This window comes from Paramixta manurensis (assembly GCF_013285385.1).
GTDB classification, from domain to species: Bacteria; Pseudomonadota; Gammaproteobacteria; order Enterobacterales; family Enterobacteriaceae; genus Paramixta; species Paramixta manurensis.
In genome coordinates this window covers 1,318,384-1,343,046 of record NZ_CP054212.1, presented here as the reverse complement: position 1 = coordinate 1,343,046, position 24,663 = coordinate 1,318,384, and the positions used below count along the sequence as shown (strand labels likewise).

21 protein-coding genes, 1 tRNA gene and 1 pseudogene are annotated in these 24,663 nt (G+C 53.5%); 16 read left to right on the top strand and 7 right to left on the bottom strand.

Annotated elements, in window-relative coordinates; all coding sequences use genetic code 11:
- Nucleotides 1-147: 147 nt before the first annotated feature.
- Nucleotides 148-534 (bottom strand): hypothetical protein, encoded by a 387-nt coding sequence (locus tag PMPD1_RS06535; RefSeq protein ID WP_173633281.1) that lies wholly within the window; start codon nucleotides 532-534, stop codon nucleotides 148-150.
- Nucleotides 535-804: 270 nt separating this feature from the next.
- Here PMPD1_RS06535 and PMPD1_RS06530 point away from each other — a divergent pair.
- A pseudogene (locus PMPD1_RS06530) lies at nucleotides 805-1,056 on the top strand (transposase); the annotation flags it as partial.
- Nucleotides 1,057-1,097: 41 nt separating this feature from the next.
- Here the strand turns inward: PMPD1_RS06530 and PMPD1_RS06525 are convergent.
- Nucleotides 1,098-1,174: transfer RNA gene (locus tag PMPD1_RS06525), tRNA-Arg, on the bottom strand.
- Nucleotides 1,175-1,473: 299 nt separating this feature from the next.
- Between PMPD1_RS06525 and folD the strand changes: the two genes are divergently transcribed.
- Complete coding sequence (gene folD, locus PMPD1_RS06520; protein ID WP_173633280.1) at nucleotides 1,474-2,340, top strand: bifunctional methylenetetrahydrofolate dehydrogenase/methenyltetrahydrofolate cyclohydrolase FolD; 867 nt, start codon at nucleotides 1,474-1,476, stop codon at nucleotides 2,338-2,340.
- Nucleotides 2,340-2,552 (top strand): ribosome-associated protein YbcJ, encoded by a 213-nt coding sequence (gene ybcJ / locus PMPD1_RS06515; RefSeq protein ID WP_173633279.1) that lies wholly within the window; start codon nucleotides 2,340-2,342, stop codon nucleotides 2,550-2,552. Before folD ends, ybcJ begins: the two co-directional genes overlap by 1 nt.
- A 33-nt stretch (nucleotides 2,553-2,585) precedes the next feature.
- Here the strand turns inward: ybcJ and cysS are convergent, their stop codons facing one another.
- Nucleotides 2,586-3,971 carry a cysteine--tRNA ligase gene (cysS, locus tag PMPD1_RS06510; RefSeq protein ID WP_173633278.1) on the bottom strand — a complete coding sequence of 462 codons (1,386 nt, stop codon included), beginning with the start codon at nucleotides 3,969-3,971 and terminating at the stop codon, nucleotides 2,586-2,588.
- Nucleotides 3,972-4,202: 231 nt separating this feature from the next.
- On the opposite strand from cysS, the gene ppiB reads away from it, so the two are divergent.
- The 4 genes from ppiB (at nucleotide 4,203) to purK (ending at nucleotide 7,141) form a co-directional block, all read left to right on the top strand.
- Entirely contained in the window at nucleotides 4,203-4,697 is a 495-nt protein-coding gene (gene ppiB, locus PMPD1_RS06505) for a peptidylprolyl isomerase B (protein ID WP_173633277.1), read from the top strand.
- Nucleotides 4,697-5,422: a UDP-2,3-diacylglucosamine diphosphatase gene (lpxH, locus tag PMPD1_RS06500; protein ID WP_173633276.1), complete on the top strand. Its 726-nt coding sequence runs from the start codon at nucleotides 4,697-4,699 to the stop codon at nucleotides 5,420-5,422. The genes ppiB and lpxH overlap by 1 nt, the downstream gene beginning before the upstream one ends.
- Nucleotides 5,423-5,567: 145 nt before the next feature.
- On the top strand, nucleotides 5,568-6,077 hold the full coding sequence (gene purE, locus PMPD1_RS06495; protein ID WP_173633275.1) for a 5-(carboxyamino)imidazole ribonucleotide mutase: 510 nt from the start codon (nucleotides 5,568-5,570) through the stop codon (nucleotides 6,075-6,077).
- Entirely contained in the window at nucleotides 6,074-7,141 is a 1,068-nt protein-coding gene (purK, locus tag PMPD1_RS06490; RefSeq protein ID WP_173633274.1) for a 5-(carboxyamino)imidazole ribonucleotide synthase, read from the top strand. Before purE ends, purK begins: the two co-directional genes overlap by 4 nt.
- A gap of 73 nt (nucleotides 7,142-7,214) precedes the next feature.
- On the opposite strand, the gene ybbP is transcribed toward purK, so the two are convergent.
- Both ybbP and ybbA read right to left on the bottom strand, forming a co-directional pair.
- The gene (gene ybbP, locus PMPD1_RS06485; protein ID WP_173633273.1) at nucleotides 7,215-9,632 is read right to left on the bottom strand and encodes a putative ABC transporter permease subunit YbbP; all 2,418 of its coding nucleotides are present in this window, start codon (nucleotides 9,630-9,632) and stop codon (nucleotides 7,215-7,217) included.
- Complete coding sequence (gene ybbA, locus PMPD1_RS06480) at nucleotides 9,629-10,315, bottom strand: putative ABC transporter ATP-binding protein YbbA (RefSeq protein WP_173633272.1); 687 nt, start codon at nucleotides 10,313-10,315, stop codon at nucleotides 9,629-9,631. Before ybbA ends, ybbP begins: the two co-directional genes overlap by 4 nt.
- Between ybbA and tesA the strand changes: the two genes are divergently transcribed.
- The 5 genes from tesA to PMPD1_RS06455 all read left to right on the top strand — a co-directional run bounded on the left by tesA (nucleotide 10,283) and on the right by PMPD1_RS06455 (nucleotide 14,133).
- Nucleotides 10,283-10,942 (top strand): multifunctional acyl-CoA thioesterase I/protease I/lysophospholipase L1, encoded by a 660-nt coding sequence (gene tesA, locus PMPD1_RS06475; protein WP_173633271.1) that lies wholly within the window; start codon nucleotides 10,283-10,285, stop codon nucleotides 10,940-10,942. The genes ybbA and tesA overlap by 33 nt on opposite strands.
- Nucleotides 10,943-11,002: 60 nt before the next feature.
- Nucleotides 11,003-11,785, top strand: coding sequence for an SDR family oxidoreductase (locus PMPD1_RS06470; RefSeq protein ID WP_173633270.1), 783 nt, complete (start codon nucleotides 11,003-11,005; stop codon nucleotides 11,783-11,785).
- A gap of 61 nt (nucleotides 11,786-11,846) precedes the next feature.
- Entirely contained in the window at nucleotides 11,847-12,704 is an 858-nt protein-coding gene (locus tag PMPD1_RS06465) for a co-chaperone YbbN (RefSeq protein ID WP_173633269.1), read from the top strand.
- A 65-nt stretch (nucleotides 12,705-12,769) separates the two neighbouring features.
- Nucleotides 12,770-13,687 carry an SPFH domain-containing protein gene (locus tag PMPD1_RS06460; RefSeq protein ID WP_173633268.1) on the top strand — a complete coding sequence of 306 codons (918 nt, stop codon included), beginning with the start codon at nucleotides 12,770-12,772 and terminating at the stop codon, nucleotides 13,685-13,687.
- Nucleotides 13,687-14,133, top strand: coding sequence for an NfeD family protein (locus PMPD1_RS06455; RefSeq protein WP_173633267.1), 447 nt, complete (start codon nucleotides 13,687-13,689; stop codon nucleotides 14,131-14,133). Before PMPD1_RS06460 ends, PMPD1_RS06455 begins: the two co-directional genes overlap by 1 nt.
- On the opposite strand, the gene cueR is transcribed toward PMPD1_RS06455, so the two are convergent.
- A complete protein-coding gene (gene cueR, locus PMPD1_RS06450) occupies nucleotides 14,130-14,540 on the bottom strand; it encodes a Cu(I)-responsive transcriptional regulator (RefSeq protein WP_173633266.1) in 411 nt (136 codons plus the stop codon). The two genes, PMPD1_RS06455 and cueR, sit on opposite strands and share 4 nt — an antisense overlap.
- A gap of 245 nt (nucleotides 14,541-14,785) precedes the next feature.
- Between cueR and PMPD1_RS06445 the strand changes: the two genes are divergently transcribed.
- Complete coding sequence (locus PMPD1_RS06445; protein ID WP_173633265.1) at nucleotides 14,786-16,102, top strand: serine hydrolase domain-containing protein; 1,317 nt, start codon at nucleotides 14,786-14,788, stop codon at nucleotides 16,100-16,102.
- 37 nt (nucleotides 16,103-16,139) lie between these two features.
- Here the strand turns inward: PMPD1_RS06445 and PMPD1_RS06440 are convergent, their stop codons facing one another.
- On the bottom strand, nucleotides 16,140-17,651 hold the full coding sequence (locus tag PMPD1_RS06440; protein ID WP_173633264.1) for an anion permease: 1,512 nt from the start codon (nucleotides 17,649-17,651) through the stop codon (nucleotides 16,140-16,142).
- 520 nt (nucleotides 17,652-18,171) lie between these two features.
- On the opposite strand from PMPD1_RS06440, the gene PMPD1_RS06435 reads away from it, so the two are divergent.
- The 3 genes from PMPD1_RS06435 to PMPD1_RS06425 all read left to right on the top strand — a co-directional run bounded on the left by PMPD1_RS06435 (nucleotide 18,172) and on the right by PMPD1_RS06425 (nucleotide 24,537).
- Nucleotides 18,172-20,952, top strand: coding sequence for a flavocytochrome c (locus tag PMPD1_RS06435; protein WP_173633263.1), 2,781 nt, complete (start codon nucleotides 18,172-18,174; stop codon nucleotides 20,950-20,952).
- Between the two features lie 182 nt (nucleotides 20,953-21,134).
- On the top strand, nucleotides 21,135-23,651 hold the full coding sequence (gene copA / locus PMPD1_RS06430) for a copper-exporting P-type ATPase CopA (protein ID WP_173633262.1): 2,517 nt from the start codon (nucleotides 21,135-21,137) through the stop codon (nucleotides 23,649-23,651).
- Between the two features lie 82 nt (nucleotides 23,652-23,733).
- A complete protein-coding gene (locus PMPD1_RS06425) occupies nucleotides 23,734-24,537 on the top strand; it encodes a TraB/GumN family protein (protein ID WP_173633261.1) in 804 nt (267 codons plus the stop codon).
- Nucleotides 24,538-24,663 lie beyond the last annotated feature (126 nt).

The window sequence follows — 24,663 nt, the reverse complement described above, 5'->3', positions numbered from 1 at the left end:
GCTGAGCTTACCTGTATGTTTGACCGCAACCACCGCCAGCCGCTTATTGAAGAGCAGCACCGATTTGCAGCCTAAGCGCAAAATTTCGCTTTGCTGGATTATCAGATAGTTAATTGAGAGCCTCTTTTACAACAGCTCTACATGCTGTCATTTGCGGTACAAGTCACCTTGTCCGGACCTTGCTCTTCCCCATATCTCATCGTCTGTCAGCATGGTTTCAATTAACTCGACAGGAACGCCATTATCATTAATCATGGCAACAAAGAAGTCATCAATGGGTTCATATGGTCCCAGGATAATTTCTTCTCCTTCGATGGCCTTTGACAGGTTATCAACCTTAAACGCCACATGTGGTACTGTTTTGATTAGATGATGTAGCGGTGAATCATCAGTGAACCTGTGCCACTGGACCCGGAACTGACCGGGATTATCGGTGGTATACATTCCAGCCTTTTCGCTGTGAGTTCCTTCAAGCAAGCCGTCTTGCAATGGAATGCCAAAATGGTGGAAGGTGTAATTTACATCAGGCTTCATGCTGTCTCACTTATTATTTCAATGGTGAATTTAAGCAGCTTAATCCAAACACGATGAGCCCGTTAGGTTTTTTAGTTTCGAAGTAAAAACTGCCATCACAAAGGCCGCCCCGGGCGGTTTTTTTACATTTAATCCACCAAAAAGGGATAACGGTAAGCCACGCTGTGAAGTGTTGCAAAACTGGTTTATAATTCTGCCTCTTTAAAAGGAGTGAACTGCCCCCGCCTCGATAGACGATCCTGATGTATATTTTGAGCATAGGAGAACGCTATGGGCACACCACGATTTACACCTGAATTTAAAGAAGAGGCCGTCCGTCAAATCACGGAACGCGGCTATTGTGTTGCTGAAGTTTCCGACCGACTGGGCATGTCTACGCACAGCCTCTACAAATAGTTACGGGCTATTAAACCCGACAACAGCGAACAGCATGCCCGGGTTTTACTCGAAGCCAAAAGCGAGATCCTCAAGCTCCGGTCGCAGCTCAAGCGCACCGAAGAAGAGCAGGATATCCTGAACAGGATCGTCTACCGGGGCGGGGTCAGTCCAAGAAGAAGTGAGAATGGCACGCCCTACAGGATTCGAACCTGTGACCTACGGCTTAGAAGGCCGGTGCTCTATCCAACTGAGCTAAGGGCGCATAGTGAATGCGTCGAATTATACGGTCAGTTGAGGTTGAGTCAACGACTTTACCGTCCAAAAAAATGTTTCGCTGAAGTTGTAACCACCGGCACGCGTAAAGACTTTTTGCAAAAATATCGCTAACACCTCCCCTCCTCCAGGCTATGGCCTAAAAAGCACCGTTTTAACTAACCCAATAAGGACCAAATCCCTGTCATCAGAATGAATACCAACTAAACAGAGACTGACAGCAGCGCACGCTTCTGACAAAATAGACCTATTCCCCGATTTAACTTAACACTGTGGACTTCCTCTCTGATGGCAGCAAAAATTATTGATGGTAAAACGATTGCGCAGCAGGTGCGACTTGAGGTTGCCGAAAAAGTAAAACAACGGCTGGCCAACGGTAAACGCGCGCCGGGGCTGGCGGTGGTACTGGTGGGAGAAAACCCGGCATCGCAAATTTATGTCGCTAATAAGCGCCGGGCCTGTGAAGAGGTGGGGTTTGTTTCTCGGGCGTATAATCTCCCGGCAACCACGTCCGAGGCGGAGCTACTCGATTTAATCGATGCGCTAAATAACGACGGTGAAATCGACGGTATTCTGGTGCAACTGCCGTTACCAGCCGGTATCGATAACACCAAAGTACTGGAACGCATCACGCCGGATAAAGACGTTGACGGCTTCCATCCTTATAACGTCGGGCGTTTATGCCAACGCGCACCTAAGCTGCGCCCTTGTACGCCGCGCGGCATCGTCACACTGCTTGAGCGCTATAATATTGATACATATGGCCTTAATGCGGTGGTGGTCGGCGCCTCAAATATCGTCGGGCGGCCGATGAGTATGGAGTTACTGCTGGCGGGTTGTACCACCACCGTTACCCACCGCTTCACGAAGGATTTGCGTCATCACATTGAGCATGCCGATTTATTGATCGTTGCCGTTGGTAAGCCGGGTTTTATTCCTGGCGAATGGATTAAACCCGGAGCGATTGTTATCGATGTGGGAATTAATCGTCTGGAAAGCGGTAAGGTGGTGGGCGATGTAGATTTTGATGCGGCGTCAGAACGCGCATCTTACATCACGCCAGTGCCAGGCGGCGTTGGCCCGATGACCGTTGCCACATTAATTGAGAATACGCTGAAAGCGTGTGAAGAGTATCACGATAGCGAGGGAGCATAATGGCGACATTCTCTTTAGGTAAACATCCGCACGTTGACCTGTGCGACCTGCTCAAGCTGGAAGGTTGGGTTGAAAGCGGCGCAATGGCGAAATCACTGATCGCCGATGGCTATGTTAGCGTTGATGGCGCCGTTGAGACGCGTAAGCGCTGCAAAATCCTTGCGGGTCAAACGGTCGAGTTCGACGGTAATCGTGTTACCGTCACCGCATAAAAAAAGCCGGGTTTGAAACCCGGCTTTTTTTTGCTATTTCCTGCGCCAGGTGGTGCCTTGCGGGCCATCTTCCAGCACAATGCCCATCTCATTTAAGCGATCGCGCGCATGGTCCGCCATCGCCCAATCCTTCGCCTGGCGTGCCTCAAGGCGCTGTTTAATCAGCGCTTCAATTTCCGCCACTTCATCATCGTTAGTTTGGGCGCCACTCTGCAGAAACTGCTCGGGATCTTGCTCCAACAGCCCCATGACGCTCGCCACCTGACGCAAACGCGCCGCCAGCCCGTTGGCTGCCGCGCTATCTTCGCTTTTCAGGCGGTTAACTTCACGTGCGAGGTCAAACAGCACTGAATAGGCTTCTGGCGTATTAAAATCATCATCCATTGCCGCACGGAAACGTGCTTCAAACGCCTCTCCGCCCGCCACCGCTGCATTCGCGTCGGTATGGCGTAGCGCGGTGTAAAGACGCTCCAGCGCCGCGCGTGCCTGTTTTAGATTATCTTCGCCGTAGTTCAACTGGCTGCGATAGTGGCCGGACATCAGAAAATAACGCACGGTTTCCGCATCGTAATGCTGCAAAACATCGCGCACGGTGAAAAAGTTATTCAATGATTTGGACATCTTTTCGCGGTCAACCATCACCATGCCGGAATGCATCCAGTAGTTCACATAGGGGCCGTCATGAGCACAAGTTGACTGCGCGATTTCGTTTTCGTGGTGCGGGAACATCAGGTCGGAACCGCCGCCGTGAATATCGAAATGTTCGCCTAACTGCTTGCAGTTCATTGCCGAACATTCAATATGCCAGCCTGGGCGACCGGCGCCCCACGGTGAAGGCCAACTTGGCTCATCGGCTTTGGACATTTTCCACAACACAAAATCCATTGGGTTGCGTTTAACATCGGCAACTTCAACGCGCGCGCCTGCCTGCAACTGCTCCAGATCCTGGCGAGAGAGGCAACCATACTGCGGATCACTATCAACCGCGAACATCACATCGCCATTACTGGCAACATAGGCGTGTTCACGCGCAATCAGCTTGCTCACCAATTCAATGATTTCATCAATATGGCGCGTGGCGCGCGGTTCCAGATCGGGCGGCAGAATATTCAGCGCAGCAAAATCCGCGTGCATTTCAGCGATCATACGGTTGGTCAGCGCTTCCACGCTCTCGCCCTGCTCGTTAGCACGTTTAATGATTTTATCGTCGATATCGGTGATGTTACGCACGTATTTCAGTGAATAACCGCAATAACGCAAATAACGCGCGACCACGTCAAAAGCAACAAAAGTACGCCCATGCCCAATATGGCACAGATCGTAAACGGTAATGCCGCACACATACATGCCAACGCTGCCGGCATGGATCGGTTTAAATTCCTCTTTTTGGCGAGTCAGGGTATTGAAAATCTTTAGCATTGAAACATTCCGTATTGACGTGTGCGGGTTAACGAAACTGAATTGGCAGGACATTGTGACGTATTTTTCACATAAGCGCGATGTAATGCAAGGAAAGGCATAACGGTAGACAACCGATGCCTTGCTGACGTACCGCGCGAAATTATGATATAAGGAGCGTCTGGTAAAAATGCCCGGCCTTAGCGCTATGGGCTGCGATGTTCAATAATCCAACCTTTACAGGACGAGATAATGGTTACTTTCCAGACGAATCATGGCGATATCGTGATCAAAACCTTTGATGATAAAGCGCCGGCAACAGTTAAAAACTTCCTGGATTATTGCCGTGAAGGTTTCTACGATAACACCATCTTTCACCGTGTGATCAACGGGTTCATGATTCAGGGCGGCGGTTTCGAGCCCGGCATGAAGCAGAAAAACACCAAAGAAGAAATCCGTAACGAAGCCAATAATGGCTTGAAAAACACCCGTGGTACGCTGGCAATGGCGCGTACTTCAGCGCCGCATTCCGCCACCGCGCAGTTTTTTATTAACGTTGCCGATAATGATTTCCTGAACTTCCGCGATGAGAGCCTGCAAGGCTGGGGTTACTGCGTGTTCGCCGAAGTGGTGGAAGGCATGGATGTAGTGGAAAAGATTAAAGCTGTCTCCACAGGTCGTAGCGGTATGCATCAGGATGTACCCAAAGAAGACGTGGTGATCCAGAAAGTGACCGTTAGCGAGTAATGTCACGCACGCTATTTATCGCAGATTTACATCTGTGTCAGGAAGAACCGGCAATTACTGCCGGTTTTCTGCGTTTTTTACAGCGCGAAGCGCCACAGGCCGACGCGCTGTACATTCTGGGCGATCTGTTTGAAGCCTGGATCGGTGATGATGATCCCAACCCCCTTCACGCCGAGATCGCCGCCGCGCTGTTGGCCGTACGGCAGCAAGGTGTACCCGTGTGGTTCATTCATGGTAACCGTGATTTTTTGCTCGGCCACCGTTTCGCCCACGCCAGCGGCATGACGTTGTTACCGGAAGAGCAGTTGCTAGAGTTGTACGGTAAACGAATCCTGATTATGCATGGCGATACGTTATGTACCGATGATGCTAACTATCAACGCTTTCGCCAAAAAGTGCATCAGCGCTGGCTGCAAAAGCTCTTTTTGGCGCTGCCACTCTTTATCCGGCAGCGCATTGCCGCGCGGATGCGGGCCGACAGTCAACAAGCCAATCGCCATAAATCTGAAGCAATAATGGATGTCAACGCTGCGGCAGTGCAGGATGCGTTCGAACGCTATCAGGCGCAGTGGTTAATCCACGGGCATACGCATCGTCCGGCGGTCCATTCGCTCAATCTGAAGGGTGAAGTGGTGGAGCGCGTGGTGTTGGGCGCATGGCATCAACAAGGCTCAATGATTCAGGTTGATGCGCAAGGCGTCAGCCTGATTTCTTTTCCGTTTTAAGCGATTTTTGTCGCCGAAAAGCTGGCGTTTTCCCTCGACGCAACCGTTTTCCTTGCCGTCGAGTCATGCTATTCTCTGTGCCCTTCTCAGCCCGTGCGTAAACGCGCCTGGGTGAAGTTTGTACAATCACAGGAGTCAAATCCGCATGTCATCCAACGCCGCCCCGGCTCGTATTGCCATCGTTATGGGTTCCAAAAGTGACTGGGCAACCCTGCAATTCGCTGCGGAAGTTCTAAATAGTTTGTCCGTTCCCTGCCATATTGAGGTGGTTTCCGCGCATCGTACGCCTGACAAACTGTTTAGTTTTGCTGAGAGCGCAGCAGATAACGGTTTTCAGGTGATCATCGCGGGCGCAGGCGGCGCGGCGCATCTGCCCGGTATGTTGGCCGCCAAAACGCTGGTGCCGGTACTTGGCGTACCGGTGCAAAGTGCGGCATTAAGCGGCGTGGATAGTTTGTACTCTATTGTGCAAATGCCGCGTGGGATCCCGGTTGGTACCTTGGCGATCGGCAAGGCTGGCGCGGCGAATGCTGCGCTGTTGGCGGCACAGATCCTCGCAATCCACGACCCGGCGCTGGCCCAGCGTCTTGCCGAGTGGCGTCAGGCGCAAACCGATGAGGTTTTGAATCATCCGGACCCGCGGGAGGACGCATGAAGCCAGTTTGTGTGTTGGGCAACGGTCAACTCGGCCGTATGCTGCGCCAGGCGGGCGAGCCATTAGGCATTGCCGTTTATCCGGTAGGGTTGGATGCAGAACCCGAAAGCTTGCCGCAACAGCAAAGCGTGATTACCGCCGAAATAGAGCGCTGGCCGGAAACGCCGTTAACCCGTGAATTGGCGCGTCACCCTGAGTTTGTTAACCGGGATATTTTCCCACGTCTCGCCGACCGTTTAACGCAAAAACAATTGCTGGATTCGCTGGGGCTGGCGACCGCGCCCTGGCAATTACTGGCTGGCGCCGAACAGTGGCCACAGGTTTTCGCTGCGCTGGGTGAACTGGCAATTGTGAAAAGCCGCACCGGCGGCTATGACGGGCGCGGTCAGTGGCGTTTACGCGCGACTGAAACCGGCACTCTGCCTACCGAGTGCTATGGTAATTGCATTGTTGAACAGGGCATCGCCTTCTCCGGTGAGGTGTCGCTGGTTGGCGCGCGTAGCCGGCAGGGGAAAACGGTGTTTTATCCGTTGACTCATAACCTGCATCAGGACGGCATTTTACGTACCAGCGTGGCATTCCCGCAGCCAAACCCGGCTCAACAGCAACAGGCAGAGCGGATGCTGACCGCCATCATGGATGAGTTAGGCTATGTTGGCGTAATGGCGATGGAGTGTTTCGTGGTGCCGGAAGGCTTATTGATCAATGAGCTGGCTCCGCGCGTGCATAATAGCGGCCACTGGACGCAAAATGGCGCCTCCATCAGCCAATTCGAACTGCATCTTCGCGCGGTGCTGGATCTACCTCTGCCGCAACCGGTGGTCAGTGCGCCATCGGTCATGGTGAATCTCATTGGTACTGCGGTCAATCTTGCCTGGTTGCAGGAGCCACTGGTGCATCTGCATTGGTATGAAAAAGAGGTGCGGGCGGGACGTAAAGTGGGGCATTTGAACCTGAACCATCCTGACCCAACCGCCCTCGCCGCCGCGTTACAAGGCCTGACGCCCCGCTTGCCGCCGGAGTATGCCAGTGGGATTGCGTGGGCGGTAGGTAAGCTGGCGTAAATATTAGCGGCGAGGTACGCCTCGCCCTTAGAGACGCACTGCGGCACCGGAAGTGGTATGCCGCAGTAAACGCTTATGCGCTGTCAAAATGACGAAACAGCGCCTTCCCTTTTAGTAACCTTACGCCTAACCAGCCACCGCACAACGATAGCAGCAGCGCGCCGGTCAGCGGCAACGCTACCCATAACACCCAGTCAGGCTGCCAGGGAAAATCAAACACTTTTCGCTGCAAGCCCCACAGCGCCACCTCTGCGCCGAGCGCGGCGGCAACGCCAGACACCACGCCCAATAGTGCGAACTCACACCACAGCGTAGCGCGCAGCAAACGTTTTGATGCGCCCAGCGTGCGCCAGACGACCAACTCCTGCCGCCGTTGCCGCATTCCAACCTGGACCTGCGCCAATAACAGCAAGACGCCACAGGCAGTCACCAAAATCACCATAATCTCCAGCGCCTGGCTCACTTGCGCCAGCACTTGCCCGATCTGCCGCATAATACTGCCGATATCCAGCAGACTTAACGTCGGAAACTGTCGATTTATCTGCGCCAGTAATGTCGGATGGTTATCCATCCGAAAGCTGGTTAGCCAGGTTTGCGGTTGCGCATCCAGCGCGCCCGGCGGGAAGATAAAGAAAAAGTTGGGTCGCAGGCTTTCCCAATCCACTTTACGCAGGCTGGTTATTTTGGCGCTAAACGTCTGCGTATCCCCGCTAAAGGTCAAGGTATCACCGAGCTTCACGCCCAGGCGTTCAGCTAGCTCAACCTCCATGGATACCTCACCTTTTTTGGGCGGCCAGTACCCCGCCACCAGCGGGTTATGATCGGGCCGTTTTTCCAGCCACGTCAGGTTCAGCTCACGATTAAGCGCATTATCCTTGGTTGGATCAGCGGCTTTCCCTTTAATCTCCGTTAACCTTACCCGCGCGATCGGATACGCAGTCTGCGGCGTTATCTGGTGTTGCGTGAGGAATTTTTCGACCTGCGGCACCTGATCCTGCGTCATATTGAGCAAGAAATAGTTCGGGCTATTCGGCGGTAACTGCTGTTGCCAGCGCTCCAACAAATCACCACGCATCACCAGCAGCAGCGCCAACAACATAAAGGATAAGGAGAAGGCTGCCAGTTGGCTGAGCGTGGTCCATGGCTGGCGCAGCAGGCGATTAACCGCCAGACGAAACGCCAGATTACGCACCACCAGCTTGCGGAGCAGCATTAAGCCGCCCCAACCGATAGCGCCAAGCAATACCGCCAGCAACACCATGCCGGCAACTAATGCCCACAGCAGTTTACTGCCGCCAACCAACAGCGCCAGTAACCCCACTATCGCCACCGCCATCACCGGCAAATAAAATTTCAGTGGCCAAATCCGGGCGACACTATCGCGCCGAAGCACGCGTAGTGGCTGGGTCGCCAGCAATAAGCGATAAGGCCGCAGCCCGACAATTAGCGAAATAACAAACAACGTACCTACCGCCCACAACCACGGCCAAAAGCTGGCTGGCGGCAACTCGCCCGGCAACACCGGCCGCAGCAGGGTTAATAAAATCGTCTCGAATGCTTGCCCAATCAGGCCGCCTGAAATAGCCGCTAGCAACAAAATCGCCAACCACTGCCCGACGATGAGTTTACGTAACGCGGCACGGTTAGCACCAAGCGTTTTTAAAACCGCCACCAAGTCATAACGGCTGCGACAATAATGGCTCATCGCAACCGCCACGGCGGCAATCGCCAACAGCAGCGTTAATAGCGCAGAGAGCAATAAAAACTGTTGCGCACGTTGCATTGAGCGGCCTAACGCATCCTCCGAATTCTCAACGCTAATCCACTGTTGGCCCGGTTTTATTTGCCCGCTGATATAGCTGTCATAACGGCTAAGTTGGGCAGGCGTACCGGAAAATTTATAGCGCCACGTTAACCGACTTCCCGGCTGTACCGCACCGGTTTTAGGCACATCCGCCAGGTTCATCATCAGGCGCGGAGCAGTTTCAAATGGGTTAAACCCGCTATCTGGCTCTTGCAATACTTCCCCGGCAACCCGCAGCGTGGTATCACCGACATCCAGCGCATCGCCCACTTTTAAATTCAGTAATGCCATCAGGCGCGGTGAAGCCAGCACCGTGCCCGCGGCCGGTTTGAGATGGGCCGGGCGAGTAGTGAGTTGACCATACATCGGGTACAGGTCATCAACCGCTTTAATCGCCGCCAGTTGCGGCGTATTACCGGCAAAGGTCATGGTGACAAATGTCAGTTGCTTTCCGCTACGCAGCCCGTCCGTACGCGCCTGATCAAGCCACGCTTGCGGCACTTCACGCGCGCTACGCAGCGTTCTGTCACCCGCCATAAAATCACGGCTTTGCTGCGTTAACCCCTTCTCCATCCGATCGCTCAGCGACCCTAACGCCAGCACACAAGCTACCGCCAGCGTCAGCGCCATCCAGACGATCAGTAACGATGGCGACCGCCATTCGCGCCAGAACCAGCGCCAAATCATACTTCCTCCCACAATTTTCCATCGCGCAGGCGCAGACGGCGATCGCAGCGCGCCGCCAGTTGTTCATCATGCGTTACCAAAATAAGCGTGGTAGAAAAGTCGCGGTTGAGCGAAAACATCAGATCGGCGATCCGATCGCCAGTATTACGATCGAGGTTCCCGGTCGGTTCATCGGCAAACAGGAGTCCTGGCTGGCCGTTGAAGGCGCGTGCCAATGCCACACGTTGCTGTTCGCCGCCCGAAAGCTGAGCGGGAAGATGCGCTAAACGCCCTGCCAGGCCCAGTTGCGTTAATAACGCCCGCGCTTGTTCACGGCTTTGTTTATCGTTCTCTCCACGCAACAGCGCCGGTAACTGTACGTTTTCCAGAGCATTAAGCGTCGGTACTAGCATAAATGACTGAAAAACAAAGCCGACATTTTTCGCTCGTAGCGTCGCGCGTTGCTCTTCATCCATCTGGTGCAGCGGTTGCCCGAACATAAAAACCTCGCCCTCGCTGCCATCATCCAGGCCTGCCAAGATACCTAACAAGGTTGATTTTCCGGAACCTGACTCGCCAATCAGGGCAATACTTTCAGCCGGTTTGACAACCAGCTCAACTCCGGTAAGGATGGTCAGTTGATGCTCTCCCTGACCGACGGACTTACTAAGATGATGAACTTCAAGAATGTTTTCCGCTGGCATTATCCTTTCCTGTTATTATTGCTGCTACTGACGCGTGTCGCGTCGGCGAATACGCTGATGATACTTGGGGATAGCCTAAGCGCCGGTTATCAAATGTCTGCCGCTGCCGCCTGGCCCGCGCTGCTGGATAAACAATGGCAGCAGCAACCGCAGGTGATTAACGCCAGCATTAGCGGCAATACCGCCGCACAAGCCTTGGCGCGTTTACCGGCATTACTCAAACAACATCAACCGCAATGGGTGCTGATTGAATTAGGCGGTAACGATGGTTTGCTGGGTTTCCCGCCGCAAAACGTGGAGCAAGATCTACGTACCATTATTAACGACGTCAAAGCGGCCAACGCGCAACCGCTGTTGATGCAGATCCGCTTACCGCCTAACTACGGCCGCCGTTATACTGAGGCTTTCAGCGGGATCTATCCAAAGCTGGCGCAGGAATTCAATATTCCATTGCTGCCTTTTTTTATGGAGCAGGTTTATTTAAAACCACAATGGATGCAACGGGACGGTATTCATCCTAACCCGGATGCGCAGCCTTTCATTGCCGACCTGATGGCGAAAACGTTAGCCCCTCTGGTGCAACATCCATCCCCAGCCCATTCAGGTGGTCAAACAGGCTCGCAATAAGACGAGCCTTTCTAGTTAAGCATGAGTGACGGAAAACCGGGATTGTTAACAGGTAAAGTTATGCAAAAAAACGTTTTAATTACTGGCTGCTCCAGCGGCATTGGCCTGGTGGCGGCCAATGATTTATTGCAGCGAGGCTATCGGGTGCTGGCGGCCTGCCGGAAAGCGGAAGATGTCGCCAGGATGGAGACTCTCGGCTTTACCGGTGTTCTGCTGGATTTAGCCGATGAGGAAAGTGTGGCGCGCGCCGCACAGCAAGTGATTGAACTCACCGGAAATCATCTGTATGCCCTGTTCAATAATGGCGGATTTGGCGTGTATGGCCCTCTGCACTCGCTGTCGCGCCAACAGTTGGAGCAGCAGTTTGCTACCAATTTTTTCGGGACACACCAATTAACCGTGCTGTTATTACCGGCGCTCAAGGCCAGCGGCGATGCCCGCATTATTAATACCAGCTCGGTGCTGGGGCTGGTTTCCACGCCGGGACGCGGCGCCTATGCCGCCAGTAAATATGCGCTTGAAGCCTGGTCCGACGCGTTACGCATGGAGCTGCGCGGCAGCGGCGTGCGTGTCAGCCTGATTGAGCCGGGCCCAATTCACTCACGTTTTACCGCCAACGTGAGCCAGACACAGCAGGATAAGCCGGTTAAAAACCCTGGCATTGCGGCGCGATTTACCTTGCCGCCGCAGGCGATTCTGCCAAAACTACGCCATGCTTTAGAGAGTAAACATCCGCGCCTGCGTTATCCGGTCACCCTGGTGGCGCACGCCATGAGTATTTTACGGCGTTTACTGCCAGGCTGGATGCTTGATCGCATTTTACGCGTCAAGTCGCCGGAATAGCTTGAAGCCAGGCGTAACGCCCCAATATCGTTACAAAGTCATCAAAAAAAGAGACGCATTCATGTCACCAAACGCTTCGATTATCAACGTCAACGAAACCAACCTGCAGCAAACGCTGGAACAGTCTATGACCACGCCAGTGTTGTTTTACTTTTGGTCTGACCGTAGCCAGCATTGCCAGCAACTGACGCCGGTGCTGGAAAGTTTGGCTCAAGAGTACGCCGGTCAGTTTATTCTGGCGAAACTCGACTGCGATAAAGAACAAATGGTTGCCGCCCAGTTCGGCCTGCGCGCAATCCCAACCGTGTATCTGTTCCAGAATGGGCAACCGGTTGATGGGTTCCAGGGGCCGCAACCGGAAGAAGCGGTACGCGCGTTGCTTGACAAGGTATTACCCCGCGCCGAAGAGTTGAAAGCGCAGGAAGCGATGGCCTTGATGCAGGAAGGCAAAACCATTGATGCTTTGCCGTTGTTCAAAGAAGCTTGGCAGTTGAGTAATCAAAATAGCGAATACGGTTTTCTGCTGGCGGAGGCGCTGATCGCGCTGAACCGTAGTGAGGAAGCGGAAGCGGTGTTGAAAGCAGTGCCGCTTCAGGATCAAGATATGCGCTATCAGAGCCTCATCGCTCAGATAGATCTGCTTAAGCAGGCCGCCGATACGCCGGAAATTCAGCAATTACAGCAACAGTTGGAAAATGAGCCGGATAACGCGGAATTAGCCAGTAAACTCGCGCTACAGTTACATCAGGTGGGCCGTAATGAAGAGGCACTGGAGTTATTATTGGCTCCCCTGAAAAAAGATTTGAATGCCGCCGATGGTCAGGCGCGTAAGATGCTACAAGAAATCCTTGCGGCGTTGGGCACTGGCGATGCGCTGGCGGCAAAATATCGACGTCAGCTTTACTCCCTGCTCTACTAGCGGGTGTGTTTCCAACGGGCTGAAGCGACTCGGCCCGTCAATCAAACAGTCAGGAGGTTTTACTTATGCTTATCGTGGTGCCGGTGTTAATCGTGGTGGCGCTGATCATCGTTTGGTCAGGCATCAAAATTGTCCCACAGGGTTATCAGTGGACCGTGGAGCGATTCGGTCGCTATACGCAAACACTGCAGCCAGGCCTTAATCTGGTCGTGCCATTCATGGATCGGGTCGGTCGCAAGATCAACATGATGGAACAGGTGTTGGATATTCCCTCACAAGAAGTCATCTCCAAAGATAATGCCAACGTGACTATTGATGCCGTCTGCTTTATACAAGTGGTCGATTCGGCGCGCGCCGCGTATGAGGTAAGCAACCTCGAGCTGGCGATCATTAACCTGACCATGACCAATATCCGTACCGTACTTGGCTCGATGGAACTGGACGAAATGCTCTCTCAGCGCGACAGCATTAATACTCGCTTGCTGCATATTGTTGATGAGGCGACCAACCCATGGGGAATTAAGGTCACGCGTATTGAGATTCGCGATGTTCGCCCGCCAACCGAATTGATTGCGGCGATGAATGCGCAGATGAAAGCCGAGCGGACCAAGCGTGCCGATATCTTAACCGCCGAAGGGGTTCGCCAGGCGGCTATTCTGCGCGCAGAAGGGGAAAAACAGTCGCAGATTCTGAAAGCGGAAGGCGAGCGACAATCCGCCTTCTTACAGGCCGAAGCCCGTGAACGCGCGGCAGAAGCAGAAGCGCAGGCGACCAAAATGGTTTCCGAAGCCATCGCCGCAGGCGACTTACAGGCAGTTAATTACTTCATTGCGCAGAAATATACCGATGCGCTACAAAAAATTGGCGCGGCAAATAACAGCAAAGTGGTATTGATGCCGTTGGAAGCCAGTAGCCTGATGGGTTCGATCGCCGGGATCGGTGAATTGCTGGATACCACCAGGCAGGCGCGGAGTGAAAAGTAATGTTGGCTGAAATCGTTGCTCATCCGCATTGGTTTTGGTTGACCCTTGGCGGGTTATTGCTCGCCGCTGAAATGCTCGGTACTAGCGGTTACTTGCTATGGAGCGGCATCGCGGCGGTGGTGGTAGGGATGACCATCTGGGTGGTCCCGCTTCCGTGGGCATGGCAAGGGGTGATTTTCGCCCTGCTCACTCTGGCGGCGGCTTTTCTTTGGTATCGCTGGATGCAGCGTCGTAATCAGCCCCCGCGATCTTTGCTCAACCAGCGTGGGTCGCAAATGGTAGGTTTACAGCTCACGCTGTCTGATGCGCTGGTCAATGGGTTTGGGCATGTGCGTATTGGCGACAGTAGCTGGCGCGTGCAGGCCGATAGCGATTTACCGGCAGGTAGCCACGTCACCGTCACCGGCGTGGAAGGCATTACCTTACGCGTGGCGCCACGCGCTTAATCCTGCTTAACGCGCTGGCAACAACCGGCAAGCTGATTAATGATCGGGCAATCGGCGCTCTCATCGCCAGGGCAAGCTTCGGCCAGCGCCAGTAATCGTTGGCGCATGGCCTCTAACTCCCGAATATGGGTTTCAATTTCGGCAACTTTTTCCAGCGTGCGGGCTTTCACGTCGGCACTGTGGCGCGCCGGATTATTAAACAACGCCACCATTTCACGGCATTCATCGAGATTAAACCCCACCTGCCGCGCCTGGCGCAGCAAGGTAAACTCCTCCAGATGCCTGGCGGTATAGCTACGGTAGCCATTCTCACCCCGCAATGGCGGCGTGACTAACCCCTTCTCTTCATAAAACCGGATTGCCTTACTGGTCAACCCGGTTTTCCTGGCAACATCGCTAATATTCACCGGCCCCTCCGATTTTTACTGGTTACGGAATTCGTTAATCATACAACCTTAACGCGCATTGCCGATGCGCGCTTTATCCAAAATGCGCCGTCTGACCAATAAATATTCATGCTTGCGGGGGATTCCCCCCCGCTCACTGACTCTTCGGTTTTCCTGTTGCTTCTTATACTGAGCGCCTCTTAACGAAAGGAACGTAAATCGTTGCTACGTTCTCTTCATTCAGCCATGTAATAAAGGACCACATCATGGAAAAACGTCATCTCCGTTTTTGTTTACTCGCCATTTTACTGGGCAGCGCACTCCAGGCTGGCGCGGCCACCCCAACTACTGATTGCCAGGTTCCGGGCCTCAGCGCCTGCCCGACCCCGTTGGACGCCTCGTTGCCGGATGTCAAAAACATGCTGACCTGGGATCAAAATGATCGGGTTGTCGGATTCCGTAATGATTACCGTTCCTACGCTGGCGATGTTTTCAAAGCCGGTACGCCGGTGCCATTAGCACGTGCGCCTCATAGTTTGGCGCAGGCGGTTTATCACTATCACGGGCATCAATATAACCTTAATGATTATATTAAACGTAATAGCGTCACCGGGATGATGGTGATTAAAGACGGTAAGATCGCCTGGGATTATTACGGCGCAGGCAATACCAAACAAACGTTATGGACCTCGCGCTCGGTTGGTAAGTCTGTGGTCTCCACGCTGGTGGGCGTTGCGCTTAAAGAAGGTAAAATCGCCTCACTGGACGATAAAATTGTGAAATATAACCCTGATGTGCGTGGAACGGCTTGGGAACAGGTTACGGTGCGTCAACTGCTTCAGCATACCTCTGGCGTGAAATGGGATGAAAACTATAAAGATCCTAAATCAGACTTTGCACAGTTAACCGCCTGCGAAGCGGGCAATGCGACTTATGACTGCGTGAAAAAACTGGTGATTAATCCGCAACGTAAAGCACTCGCAGCACCGGGTACCGCCTGGTCTTACTCTTCTGGCGGCGCCTGGCTGCTAGGCGATACGCTTGAGAAAGCCACCGGTATGCCAATTGCACAATATTTACAGGATAAGATCTGGCAACCCTGGGGAATGACCCACGATGGTGTGTGGCACAGCTACGCACAGGGTCAACATGACGTTGGCGCCCACGGTTTTAACGCTACTCTTGAGGATTGGGGGAAATTTGGCCTATTTATCCTGAATAACGGTGTGCTGCCTGACGGTAAACAACAGCTCCCGGATAACTGGGTTAAAGATGCACGTAGCTGGAATACCGCGAAAGATTCGGTGACGGCGGCCCATCCGGATGGATCTTACGGTTATGAATGGTGGAATAACAGCGTTCCGGCAAATGCGGGCGATGTGGCACCGAAAACCGGTTTGAATAGCGCGGACACGCAATGGGCGCTAGGTATCTACGGGCAGATGATTGTGGTCAATCAGAAGGAAAATCTGGTGATTGTTCAATGGTCAACCTGGCCGCAGGCCGAGCCTTCATTTAGCGCTCAGCCGTTGGAAGCATCGCTGATGTTTAATGCGATTGCGAATACGCTGCAAGGTAAGTAGTAGGTAATTGGCCGGGGAAACCCCGGCCATAGATCAATCAGAACATCATCACCATCCACGGGTAACCAATCAGCATCAGCGCGGCGAGGAAGATGGCGCCGAAAATGGTGCCTAACCGCCAGTAATCTTTGGTTGGCAGGTAGCCGCTGCCGTAATAAATCGGGCTCGGGCCGGTGCCGTAAGGCGTAATAATCCCCATCACGCCCAGCGAGGTGCTCAGCATCAGGCAGAACACCGGCATATTGATGCCCGGAATCGAGGCGGCAACGGTCAGCATCGCCGGCAACAGCGCGGTGGTGTGCGCGGTGGTACTGGCAAACAGATAGTGCAACAGGAAGAAGGCGATCAGCAGCATCACCGCCGCAACCTGCGGGTCAATACCGTGCAGCAGCATTCCCCCCTGCTTACCCAGCCAGGCGATAAAGCCAACCCGTGCCAGCCCGTCCGCCAGCGCCACCAGCGTGGCGAACCAGGCGAAGGTGTTCCAGGCCGGTTTATTGCTGGTAATGTCGTTCCAGTTCAGCACTCCGGTCCACAGCATCAGCACAATCACCAGCAGCGCCGCCATCGCCGGTTCAATCCACGCGGTGGCAAAAATCCACATCAGCAGCGCACAGCACACGAACACCAGCAGCAGGATTTCATTACGCGACAGCTTGCCGAGTTTTTCCAGCTCACTGGCGGCCCAGCGCGGCACTTCATCGTTAACCTTCACTTCCGGCGGATAGAACCAGTAGGCCAGCAGCGGCATGGTGAGGATTAACAGCACGCCGAGCGGCAGGAAGGCGAGGAACCACATGCCCCACGAAATATCAAAACCGACAATGCTTTTCACCAGCGCCAGCGCCAGCAGGTTTGGTGCCAGCGCCGAGAGGAACATTGAGCTGGTAATACAGGCGGCGGTGATCGCCACCCACATCAGGTACGAGCCGATTTTACGCGCGCTGGGGTCATTCGGTTTGGAGCCGTATAACGGCGGCAGGTTGGCAATAATCGGGTAGATGGTGCCGCCGCTGCGGGCAGTATTTGACGGGGTAAACGGCGCCAGCAGCAGGTCGGCAAAAGTAATCGCATAGCCGAGCGTCAGGCTGCGCCGCCCGAGATATTTCACCAGAATCAGCGCCAGGCGGCGACCGAACTGGGTTTTATCGTAACCGGCGGCAAACATAAAGGCGCCGAAGATTAGCCAGACGGTGGAGTTGCCAAACCCGCTGACCGCCCACTTAAACGACTCAGTGGCGACTTTAAACTTGGGATCGGCTAACTCGGCCGGACTAAACAGCAGCCAGTGGCTGAACAACGCTATCGCCACCACGCCGGTCAGACCAATGACCGCGCCGGGCAGCGGTTCAAAAATCAAACCGACAATCACCCCGACAAAGATAGCAAAGAAGCGCCAGGCGTGAGGTTCCAGACCAGCAGGAACCGGCACCAGCAGCAATAACACCGCGATCAGTACCGGTAGAAAAAGCAATATCAGACGGTTCTTTTTTCCCGACGCTGCGGGTGCGGCATTGGCGGGTTCACTCAGGGTTGATTTTTGATTCATAGTATTTGTCTACAGGTTATTTAAGAATGTGTTTACTATCCTGGACCACCACACTTTTTCTACTGCAGTTTCTATTGCGTGTTAAATGTCGCATTTGAAATGATTCTTCTATTTTATCCCTATTCATTAATAACGTCTTTCTCAGTAAAGTGAATATAATACAACTTATCCGATTGTTGAATTTTTGCCGGCTTAATAAAAAAATAAGAAAAAAAACACAATAATAACCACACAAATAACAAGACTAATTACCAACACTACGCAACACTTTATTCATACAGGAAGTATTAAGGTTTGGTAACAGTTGATCTTTTCCGCGTCTTGACTACGCTTTCATGGGAACCTTAATATCTTTCTGTTTGAACCTGACAACTCCCGTCAATTCAAAAGTCAAATAAGTAAATTCACCTGTTATATAACCTAAAAAATGTAGTGCACGATTCTGGCTCACTTTAATCAAGTGAACACAATACGTACTCACTACAGAATACAAGACGTTTAAAGTTTGGAGTTGGTCATAATGAATAATGCTATCACCCCCATCCTACGCCCGCTCACTCTTCCTAATGGTGCCGTTCTAAAAAATCGCTTGATAATGGCGCCAATGACCACCTGTACCGGTTTTTATGATGGCACCGTGACCAGTGAATTAGTGGAATATTATCGTGCCCGTGCGGGTAGCATCGGCGCTGTGATCGTCGAATGCTGTTTTATTGATACCAAAGGTCCGGCTTTTCCGGGCGCCATCGCGATTGACAGTGATAACAAAATCCCAGGACTGACCAGAATTGCCGATGCGATTAAATCTAAAGGCTCTAAGGCAATTTTACAGATTTACCACGGCGGCCGCATGGTGGAGCCGGAGCTGATTGGCGGTAAAGTGCCGGTGGCGCCGAGCGCTATCGCCGCGCCGCGTGAAGGCGCAACAACGCCGCAAGCGTTAACTGCGGAAGAAGTCGACGTGATGATCACCAAGTTTGGCGATGCGGTAAACCGCGCTATCAAGGCCGGGTTTGATGGCGTTGAAATTCACGGCGCTAATACATATTTAATCCAGCAATTTTATTCGCCAAACTCCAACCAGCGCGATGATAAATGGGGCGGTAGCCGCGACAACCGCGCACGCTTCCCGCTGGAAGTGCTGGAAATTACCCATAAAATGGCAGACCGTTTTGCCCATGACGGGTTCATTATCGGTTATCGTTTCTCTCCGGAAGAGATTGAAGTGCCGGGAATTCGCTTCGACGATACCCTGTATTTGCTGGAAAAACTGGCGGCCCGCGGGCTGGATTACGTGCATTTCTCCGTAGGGCAACTACTGCGCCCCTCGATTGTTGACACCAGCGATCCAACGCCGTTAATTGAAAAATACCGCACCCTGCGCTCTGAAACACTGGCAAAAGTGCCGGTGATTGGCGTCGGTGGCGTGATCAATAAAACCGATGCAGAAAGCGCTCTCGACCATGGCTATGATTTGGTGGCAGTAGGTAAAGCCTGTATTGCCTATCCGGATTGGGCCGACCGCATTATCAACAATGAGCAGCTTGAACTGTATATTGATAGCACCCAACGTGAGGCGCTGATTATTCCGGAACCCTTGTGGCGCTTCTCATTAGTCGACGCCATGATCCGCGATGTGAGCGTCTCCGGGCGGAAATATAAGGCCGGTGTCTATCAGGAAAAAGTTGAGGCCGAAGCGCTTAAATTAAAAATCAACGTCACCTTAGATACTGACCGTATCACCGACATTTCGCTGGTCAAAGACGACACGCTTGATGTTGACTTTACCACCACCTTTGAAAATCTCCGCACACGCATACTGGTGGCAAACAGCCCGCACGTTGATGCGATTACCGGTGCAACCACGCAGAGTGAAGCGCTTAAAAAAGCGGTGTCCCGCGCGTTGGCAACCTCCAGTAAAGAGCATGTGATTGACGAAGGCGGTAACCCCAATGCGCCGCAAAACTACGATGTGGTGGTCATCGGCAGCGGCGGCGCCGGTTTAGCGGCGGCGATCCAGGCCTGTGACGAAGGCGCACATGTGGTCATTATTGAGAAAATGCCTACCATCGGCGGCAATACCATTAAAGCGTCGGTCGGAATGAATGCGGCGGAAACCCGCTTCCAAAAACTGAAAGGGATCGAAGACAGTAAAGAGTTGTTTTATGAAGAAACCCTGAAAGGCGGTAAATTTAAAAATAACCCGATACTGCTCAGAGAGTTTGTCGAATTAGCGCCGGAAGCCATTGAATGGCTCGCCAGCCACGAAATTGAACTGAATGACATCACCATTACCGGCGGTATGAGCATTGACCGTACTCACCGTCCGGCTGACCGTTCTGCGGTCGGCGGCTTTTTAATTAGCGGGCTGGTGAAAAACGTCAACAAGCGCAATATCGATGTCCTACTCGAAACCTCCGTCGCGGAGATATTGTTTGAGAATGACACCGTTACCGGCGTAAAAGTGGTTGATGAATATAACGATAGTCGCATCCTGAACGCAAAAAGCGTCATCGTCGCGACCGGCGGCTTTAGTGCCAACCGCGAAATGGTGGTGAAATACCGCCCGGAACTGGATGGCTTTGTGACCACTAACCACAAAGGCGCGACCGGGAGCGGGATCGCCATGCTACAGAAACTGGGGGCTGATACGGTCGATATGGGGGAAATTCAGATTCACCCAACCGTTGAGCAAACCACCTCGTACCTGATTTCTGAGTCAATTCGCGGCGGCGGCGCGATTTTGGTGAGCCAGGAAGGAAAACGTTTCTTTAATGAGATGGAAACGCGTGACAAAGTGTCCGCCGAAATTATTGCCCTGCCGGAAAAAAGCGCCTGGGTTATTTTCGACGAACAAGTGCGCCTGAATAACAAAGCCGCCGATGAGTATATCGGGCGCGGATTTGTCGTCAGCGCGCCGTTCCCGAATGAACTGGCTTTAAAAATTAATATGGATCAGGATGCCCTGCAGCAGACGCTGGCGCGTTATAACCAGTTTGTCGAACAGCAGCATGACGATGATTTCGGGCGCGCGACGGCGTTGCGCCATCCGTTAAATCATGGGCCATTCTACGCGATTCGTATCGCGCCTGGCGTGCATCACACCATGGGCGGCGTCACCATCAATACTGATACCGCCGTGCTGGATAGCCATAAGCAGGTCATTGATGGCGTCTGGGCTGCCGGTGAAGTGGTGGGGGGTATTCATGGCGCAAACCGTATCGGCGGTAATGCCGTAGCCGATATTATTATCTTCGGTACGCTTGCCGGCCGCCGCGCGGCAGCGCACGCACGACGCTAATCTGTATCAAACCCGTGCGTGTTGGCACGGGTTTCCTTCTTTTCCAGCGCACTTCGCGTTGGCCTCTCCCCGGTTTACCGTCCGGCTTCGTTTGCCGTTTTAATCGCTTGACCTTGCCCTTGCTGGAAGGTTTAACCTCATGCTCAATCGGAAATGTTATTGGGTAGTCTGGAGGATATGTTATGTCACAAACCACGCTATTAACGCTGGATGGCCTTTCTTGTGGTCACTGCGTCAAACGAGTGAAAGAGGCGCTGGAGCAGCGTAATGATGTTGAACACGCCGACGTTTCTCTCAAAGAAGCGCGTATTACTGGCGCCGCTTCGACTCAGGCGCTAATCGACACGGTTGAGCAAGCGGGCTACCACGCCAGCGCCAGCCAGGATGATACGCTCCCAAAGCCTGAACCGCTGACAGCCACAGAACCTCAGCCGGAAGCGCTGACAGCGGATTTTTCACAGCTTCCGGCGAATACGGCGGATGAAAGTTATCAACTGCTGATTGAGGGCATGAGTTGCGCCAGTTGTGTCAGCCGGGTCGAAAAGGCACTGAAACAGGTCGATGGCGTACAGCAGGCGCGGGTTAATTTAGCCGAACGCAGCGCGCTGGTGCTCGGCCAGGCAGCGCCAGCGTTACTGGTCGCCGCGGTGGAAAAAGCCGGATATGGCGCCGAGGTGATTGGCGACGAAAGCGAACGGCGAGAAAAACAGCAACAAAGCGCGCGTCAGGCGATGCGGCGCTTTAGCTGGCAATCCGCCCTCGCCTTGTTGCTCGGCATCCCGCTGATGATTTATGGGCTATTTGGCGACAATATGATGCTCACCGCCAGCAATCGCAGCGGCTGGCTGGTGGTCGGCATTCTGACGCTGGCGGTAATGGTGATTGCCGGTGGTCATTTTTATCGCAGCGCCTGGCGTAGTTTACGTAACGGCGCTGCCACCATGGATACGTTGGTGGCCCTCGGCACCGCTGCCGCCTGGCTCTATTCGATTAGCGTAAATCTGTGGCCTGATTTTTTCCCGCTGGCCGCACGCCATCTCTACTATGAAGCCAGTGCGATGATTATCGGTTTGATTAACCTGGGTCATGCGCTGGAGCAACGTGCGCGTCAACGTTCATCAAAAGCGCTGGAACGCCTGCTGGATCTTACGCCAGCTACCGCTCGCGTCGTCACCGCGCACGGTGAAGAAACGCGGCCATTAAGCGAAGTACAGAAAGGGATGACGCTGCGTCTGGTGACCGGCGATCGCGTACCGGTCGATGGGGAGATCACCCGCGGCGAAGCGTGGCTGGACGAAGCGATGCTGACCGGCGAACCCCTTCCGCAGCAAAAAGCCGTGGGTGATACGCTTCATGCGGGCACTCAAGTACAAGACGGCAGCGTGCTGTTTACCGCCAGCGCGATTGGCAAGCACACCACGCTGTCGCGCATTATTCAGATGGTGCGTCAGGCACAAAGCAGTAAACCAGAAATCGGCCAGCTCGCCGATCGCATCTCAGCGGTATTTGTTCCCGCCGTGGTGGCTATCGCGCTGATCAGCGCCGCTATCTGGTACCTGGTCGGCCCGCAGCCACACAGTGTCTATACATTAGTGATCGCCACGACGGTGCTGATTATCGCCTGCCCTTGCGCACTTGGCCTCGCGACGCCGATGTCAATCATTGCCGGCGTGGGGCGTGCGGCAGAGTTCGGCGTACTGGTGCGCGATGCCGATGCGTTACAACGCGCCAGTTCACTCACTACTTTGGTGTTCGATAAAACCGGCACGCTTACCGAAGGTAAACCTCAGGTCACCGAGGTGGTCACTTTCGGCAATTATGAAGCGGCCCGGGCGGTCGCGCAGGCTGCCGCGTTAGAACAGGGATCGAACCACCCGCTGGCCCAGGCAATCGTTGCGTATGCATCAAACCACCGGCTCCCGGAAACTGAACAATTCCGCACGCTCAGTGGCTATGGTGTCAGCGGCACGATTGATGCGATTCCGCTATTGCTGGGTAACCGTGCACTGATGGAGCAACATCAAATTGATGTCCGGGCCGCCGACGAGACGATAATGCGTATGGCGCAGCATGGCGCGACGCCGGTTCTGCTGGCGGCAGACGGGCAGTTGGCGGCGCTGTTCGCGATTCGCGATCCGCTGCGTCAGGAAAGCGTTTCGGCGCTAAAACGCCTGCACAATCTTGGGTACCGTTTACTGATGCTGACCGGCGATAATGAAGTGACGGCACGCGCCATCGCACAGGAAGCCGGTCTGGATGAAGTGATTGCTGGCGTCTTGCCGGAAGGAAAAGCGCAAGCGATTAAGCAGTTGCAACAACAGGGGCAGCAGGTAGCAATGATTGGTGATGGCATTAACGATGCGCCAGCATTAGCGCAGGCTGATGTGGGTATCGCACTGGGAAGCGGTAGTGACGTGGCGATTGAGACGGCGGCCATCACGCTGATGCGTCACGACCTCACTGCAGTTGCCGACGCGCTGTCAATTGCTAAAGCCACGCTACGCAATATGAAACAAAATCTGTTGGGCGCATTTGTGTATAACTCGCTGGGTATTCCCATTGCGGCAGGCGTGTTATATCCCTTAACCGGTACGCTACTGAGCCCGGTGGTCGCTGGTGCCGCGATGGCGCTTTCATCGATTACCGTGGTCAGTAACGCCAACCGCCTGCTACGTTATCAACCGCCGGAAAACGGTTAAACCGACGGGGCGATGGCGCCCCGTCTGTTCATCCGCTGCATAAACCGCTAGCATGAGGAGTTTTCTTGCATAAGGCGGAAAAATGGATCGATTACTGCGCAAAATTTCCGCACTGTTTCGTGCGTTATCGCCGAAGCACTATGCTTACCCGGCAATTGATGTGTATTTGCCCGGTGAGCGCGAGTTACATTTAGTCGGTAGCATTCATATGGGCACCCACAATATGATGCCGCTACCCGCCGCGTTATTGCAGCGCCTCAATACCGCCGATGCTTTGATTGTCGAGGCGGATATTACCGACGGCACTTCTCCCTTTACCCATCAAAGTCCCCAGCCGCCGCTTGCCGAGCGCTTAAACGAGCAACACCAGCAAACCTTGCTGCGCCTGTGCGATGAGTTAGGGATCAATCCACAATTGATTGATACTTTACCGGGCTGGCAGGTTGCCTTAATGGTTCAGGCACAGCAGGCGCAACGTTTAGGGCTACGTCCGGACTACGGCATTGATTATCAACTATTGCAGGCCGCCGCCGCACGGCAGTTAAAAATTATTGAGTTGGAAGGGCCATCCGAGCAGATGGATTTATTACAATCGCTGCCGAGCAATGGGATTTCGTTATTGGAAGACACGCTCAACCACTGGCATACCAACGCCCGCTTACTCCAAACCATGGTCAGTTGGTGGTTAGAATCGCCGCCCGGCCAAAGTCAGGTTTCATTGCCTGGTACCTTTAGCAGCGAATTGAATGATGTGTTAATGAGCCAGCGTAATCGACGCTGGAAACAAGCGCTGATCGCGCTACCGCCTGGACGTTATGTCGTCGCCGTCGGAGCCTTACACCTCTATGGCGACGATAATTTGCCTGCGCTGTTAAAACAAAGATAAAAAAAAGGCCGATAATAGTATCGGCCCGTCAAAGAGGAATTTTTTTATGATTTTCGTTATTCGCCGATAATCGAGTTACCGACGCGAGGGCGATTGTCGCCCAAAGCCTGGAATTTCGCCAGTATT